The sequence below is a fragment of the Streptomyces sp. NPDC057424 genome, from assembly GCF_042803315.1.
Taxonomy (GTDB): Bacteria; Actinomycetota; Actinomycetes; order Streptomycetales; family Streptomycetaceae; genus Streptomyces.
The window spans coordinates 1-4,881 of record NZ_JBHVCP010000119.1 but is presented as its reverse complement, the minus strand read 5'-3'; the positions used below and the strand labels follow the sequence as shown (position 1 = coordinate 4,881).

General features: G+C 69.0%; 3 protein-coding genes and 3 pseudogenes. 1 reads left to right on the top strand and 5 read right to left on the bottom strand.

Going from position 1 to position 4,881, the window contains the following annotated elements; all coding sequences use genetic code 11:
* The first annotated feature begins 136 nt into the window (after nucleotides 1–136).
* Nucleotides 137–1,288: an FAD-dependent monooxygenase gene (locus tag ACFU3E_RS38220; RefSeq protein WP_384169372.1), complete on the top strand. Its 1,152-nt coding sequence runs from the start codon at nucleotides 137–139 to the stop codon at nucleotides 1,286–1,288.
* 94 nt (nucleotides 1,289–1,382) lie between these two features.
* Here the strand turns inward: ACFU3E_RS38220 and ACFU3E_RS38215 are convergent.
* The 5 genes and pseudogenes from ACFU3E_RS38215 to ACFU3E_RS38195 all read right to left on the bottom strand — a co-directional run.
* Nucleotides 1,383–2,245, bottom strand: a pseudogene (locus ACFU3E_RS38215) (IS5 family transposase).
* A gap of 453 nt (nucleotides 2,246–2,698) precedes the next feature.
* Nucleotides 2,699–2,800 (bottom strand): DUF6192 family protein, encoded by a 102-nt coding sequence (locus tag ACFU3E_RS38210; protein WP_384169375.1) that lies wholly within the window; start codon nucleotides 2,798–2,800, stop codon nucleotides 2,699–2,701.
* Between the two features lie 78 nt (nucleotides 2,801–2,878).
* A complete protein-coding gene (locus tag ACFU3E_RS38205) occupies nucleotides 2,879–4,114 on the bottom strand; it encodes a hypothetical protein (RefSeq protein ID WP_384169370.1) in 1,236 nt (411 codons plus the stop codon).
* Nucleotides 4,111–4,365 (bottom strand): annotated as a pseudogene (locus ACFU3E_RS38200) (peptidoglycan-binding protein); the annotation flags it as partial. The gene ACFU3E_RS38205 and the pseudogene ACFU3E_RS38200, both read right to left, overlap by 4 nt.
* 33 nt (nucleotides 4,366–4,398) lie before the next feature.
* Nucleotides 4,399–4,539, bottom strand: a pseudogene (locus ACFU3E_RS38195) (LysM peptidoglycan-binding domain-containing protein); the annotation flags it as partial.
* Nucleotides 4,540–4,881: the final 342 nt, after the last annotated feature.

The following is a 4,881-nucleotide window of genomic DNA, read 5'->3' as shown; positions in this document are numbered from 1 at the left end:
CACCGTGCCCCCGACCGGACACCACCGGCAAACACACCTAACGGAGTCCTACTAGTACACCTCATTCTTTCCGCACTAGAGCACTTTCATTAAAGACGCACTTCATAGGCATCATAGGAGTCCGTACGTTGTACCCATGACGACGAACAAGAAGGCTCTGATTTCAGGCGCCGGTATCGCTGGCCTGGCGCTCGCCTACTGGCTGGACCACCACGGCTTCCGCCCCACGGTGATCGAACGCGCCCCGCACATCCGTCACGGTGGCTACGCCGTCGACTTCCGCGGTGAGGCACTCGACGTCCTGGACCGGATGGACCTGCTGGAGCCGATCCGGGCGCTGGACACCGAGATGGGCGACGCGGCGATGGTGGACGCCGACGGCAGGCAGTACGCCACGCTGCCGGCCGCGGTCTTCGCAGGTGACCTGGAGGTTCCCAAGGGAGAGCTGACCCGGCTGCTGTACGCGGCCGCCCAGGACCGGGCGGAGTACCTCTTCGGCGACTCCATCGCCACGGTGGAACAGGACGCCGACGGTGTGGACGTCACCTTCGAGAACGGGCCGCCCCGACGGTTCGACCTGCTGGTCGGCGCCGACGGGCTGCACTCGCGGACCCGGGCGCTGGCTTTCGGCTCCGAGGAGCACTTCGTACGCTCCCTGGGCATCCACACCGCGATCTTCAGCCTGCCGAACTATCTGGGACTGCACCGCACCGGGCAGCTCTACGTCTCCCCCGGGAAGGCGGCCAGCATGTTCGCCGAGAACTCCGACGGCCGAGCCCGGGCCGCCCTGCACTTCGCCTCCGAGGAGCTGGCGTACGACCGCCACGACAGCGGCGAGCTGCAGCGCATCGTCGCTGAACGGTTCGCCGGTGAGGGCTGGGAGATCCCGCGGCTCCTGACGGAGATGCGGAAAGCCGAGGACTTCTGGTTCGACGTCAACGCTCAAGTCGTGATGGACACCTGGAGCCGCAGCCGAGTCGTCCTGCTCGGTGACGCCGGTTACTGCGCGGCCCCCACCTCGGGACGCGGCACGTCCCAGGCACTCATCGGCGCGTACGTGCTGGCCGGCGAGCTGGCGCAGGCCCGCGGCAACCACACGGAGGCGTTCACGGCCTACGAGCATGCGATGCGGCCGTTCGTCACCGAACACCAGGCCGTGGGACGCGAGGGCGCGGAGCGGTTCTTCATGTCCGCGCCCACCCAGGAGGTGCTGGACATGCTCGCCGCCAACGCCCCGGAAAACACCCGCACGGAAGCGATCCGCCTCCCCGACTACGCAGCACACTGACCTGCTCGGTGAGCTCACCGCGTCAGGCGATCGGCGTCAGCGCCACCTGGCTTGGGGAATCGAGATGTGCGCCGGATGCCGGCTTGGGCCGAGGTCAGCTGTCGGCGGGCCGGGATTTCTTCGTCCAGCGGTCGGTGCGGGGGCTTTCGCGGGTGATGCGTCGGGTCATCGTGGTGATGAGTGCCCAGTTCAGATGGGCTTCGAAGTGCTGGGGCAGCCGTTCGTGGTCGCGTGCGTTGCGGCGGGCGTTCATGCACCAGCCGATCGTGCGCTCGACCTTCCAGCGGCGGGGCAACACGACGAAGCCCTTGACGCCCTTGGGCCGGGAGACGATGCGCAGGCTCAGCCAGAGGCGTTCGCGGGCCCAGTCCACGAGTTCGCCGGCGTAGCCGCGGTCGGCCCAGCCTGGGTGATCCGCGGCTGGGTGAGGCGGAGGCGCCAAAACACGTCGCGGGCGGCGTCGCGGTCCTGGATGTCGGCGGGCGTCACCGGGATCATCACCGGCAGTCCGAGCGTGTCCACGGCGATATGTCGCTTGCGGCCGTTGATCTTCTTCGCGGCGTCGTAGCCCCGGCTGTTCCTGCCGACGGTGGAGGCGCCCTTGACCGACTGGGAGTCCACGATCAGCGTGACCGGGTGCGGGCAGCGGCCCTTGCCGGTACGGATCCTGCGGCGGAGCTGGTCACGGATGAAGGTGACGACCCCGGCCCGGTTCCACCGCCAGAAGAACCCGTGAACCGTCTCCCACGGGGGAAAATCCGCAGGCAGAGCCCGCCACTTCGCGCCGTTGTCGACGATGTAGCGGATGCCGTCGACGATCTCCCGCCGCGGCCACTTCTCCGGATGTCCGCCGATCTTGGTCCGGCAGGCCGGGATGGGCAGCAGGGGTTCCAGGAGCGCCCATTCGGCGACGGAGGTGTCGGAGGGGTAGCGGCGGCGACGGGCGGCAGTGGGCACGGCGGGCTCGACAGGGGGATCGGCGGTGGAAAGGGGCTGTTTGGAGAGCTGGGCGAGGGTGGCGCGGACGCCGGTGAGCTGGGCGGTGGCGAGTTGGGCCCATTCGTCGTCGGGGTAGCGGGCCAGGTGCGGATCGAGCGTGCCCGTGCTCACCCGGGTGAGGCGGCCGAGGATCTGCCGGAACTGCCGCTTGTCGTACTCGATCCATTCCGCGGGGTCGTCGGAGAACATGAACCCGTCCCGCCGTGTCCATGTGATCGGCGTCAGGTTCTCCGCGGCGACGACGTCGCGGACGTGCCGGATGCCGCGGCCGACCTGCGAGCGGGTCAGGCGGGTGGCGGCCATGAGCTGGTAGGTGTGCAGGCCGGCGGGGCGTGCTTCCATCAGGGCGACGCGGACCCGGTCGCCGTAGTGCTCGGCCAGCGGCCTAGCCTCCCGGCGTCGCGGCATGGCCTACTCGCCCTTGAGCAGCTGGACCAGCTGCTCGTCCAGGGTGAACTCGCCGTTGTCGAGGGCTCCTTCGAGCCAGTCCGCCGCGGCGCGGACCCGGCCGATCTGCCGGCGGAGGTCTCGCGCTCGTCCTCGGTGAACTTTTGCCCCCGCAACTGTGGTCCCGAGGTTGCCGGAGACGGCTCACGCACCGCCGCGGCGGTGAGCGGGCGCGCCGTCGGGGAGCGGCTCTCCGTCTTGCTCGTTCCCGCGCGGCCCCTCGCGCGGCTCGTCGTGCGGCCCCGCGCCGTCGGGCGACCCGGCCGCGGCAGGTGTCGTCAGCCCCTCCTTGACGGCGACCCTCTCGGGGTCGATCACGGCGTCGGTGGTCCTGCCCACCTCCGACAGCGTCATCTGGGCGCGGTCGTCCACGAGTCGGGTCACCAGGTGCTGTGCGGCGCCGAAGGCCGCGGCCCAGGCGAGGACCTGCGCCCGGCTGTCGAGGTCACTGAGTCCGGGGACGAAGGCACCGCGGATCAGCAGCAGGCCGAGGAAGGCCGACAGGGCTCCGGTGGGGAACTTCAGCACGGCCGAAGCGAGGGGCAGCATGTACGGGGAGTCGGTGCCCCGGATGCGGCGCAGTGAGGCGATGACGGTGAGGGCCGCGCCGACGAGTCCGGCGATCTCGACCGTGACGATGTCCGTCGGGTCGGCCAGACTGCTGGGATCGGTGTTCTTCGGCTGGTCGCGATGTTCCGCGGTGGGGCACACGACGTCGACCTGGTCCCCGGAGCCGGACCCGGGCTCGAAGCACAGACTCAGCGACTTGGGCGAGAACCACCCGTAGAGAGCCAGGCTCACCACGCCGAGGAGCACGAGGACCGTGGCGGCCCAGAGGATGTTGCGCAGGCTGCGCACCCGGGCCAGTTCGTCGTCCAGGCTGCTGTAAGCGGCGTCGAGCGACCGGGCCATGAGATCCCGGTCGCTCGGCGTGATGTCGCCGGAGATGATGGGACGGAGCCGCAGGGCGAGCCGGAGCCGCCGTGGGTCGTCGGCGTCCAGATGATCCTTGACCAGCGCCATGACCTCACTGGCGCGGCCCGCCGCCTCCTCGTCGGAAACCAGTTGAATCAGCAACACCTCGGCACTGCGGATATTCGAGCACACGCCCTCACGGGCGGCCGATCCCGACCAGATCCACCGCCATCCGAAATCCTCGTCCGCGGCCGCACGGGCCTTTTTCAGATGCCCTCGCATTCCCTCGATGAGTGCCGTCCGGTCCTCCGGAACCTGCCTGCCGCTCTCGTGTTCCAGCTCCGCCTCGAGATAGGCGATACGGGCCCTGGCCCGTGCGCGCCACGCGGTCCGCGGCGGCCCGGAACCCGAGCCCTTCGCCATCCGGCGGCGCGTACGGGCGGACGGGGTCTCGGTACCGATCACTCGTACACAGCGGGTACGTGCAGCCTGTCCCAGGACTTCCGGCCCGGCGTGCCGTCGGCGTCGTGGCCCGAGAATCCGAGTTTGTGCTGCCAATTCGAGTAGGACTTCCGGTCCGCCTCGCTCCACTGCGAGTCGGGTCCGCCGGCGTACGCCGAGCAGCCCTCCTCGATGAGGCGGTAACCCATGGCCTCGATGACCGGACTGGTCACGGACGACTGGAAGAAATCAGCGCCCGGGAACGGCTCGTACTCACCGTTCGTCCGCGGTGCGGAGACACGGATCTGCTGGCCGGGGAAAATGATGTCCGGATTCTCGATCTGGGGGTTCCACTCCAGAATCTGGCCGAGCGTCACACGGAACATGGACGCGATCTTGGTGAGGTTGTCACCGCGCTTCACTACATAGAACTCCGTTGCCCTTTCCATGGGTCCAGAATAAGTGAATTACCGGCACCCCTGAAATCGGGAATTGTGTTTCGATTTCACTCTTTGATGCCGAAACTCTTTCACTGCGCGACTGCCGCCCGGGGCGGACCGGTGCCGGTCGTGGACGGCGATCCGTTCACGCCGACAGGCCGAGTGGCCGGAACCGCCGGCCTGTTGCCCGCCCGTGCGGGCCCTGCTCCTCCCGTCCCCGGCGGAGCCGAGCTTCGCCGGCCGTCGCGTTGATCCGGCTCTGACCAGCCCCGTCGCAGGAGCCCTTCCGTCTGGCAGAAGTCGCCTTGCCGGACCTGCCCGGGCATCACGACGCTGATTCCAACCACGGCA

Bases quoted from the DNA above. Each gene is read 5' to 3' on its own strand.
- ACFU3E_RS38220 (WP_384169372.1), top strand. From the start codon at position 137: ATGACGACGAACAAGAAGGCTCTGATTTCAGGCGCCGGTATCGCTGGC.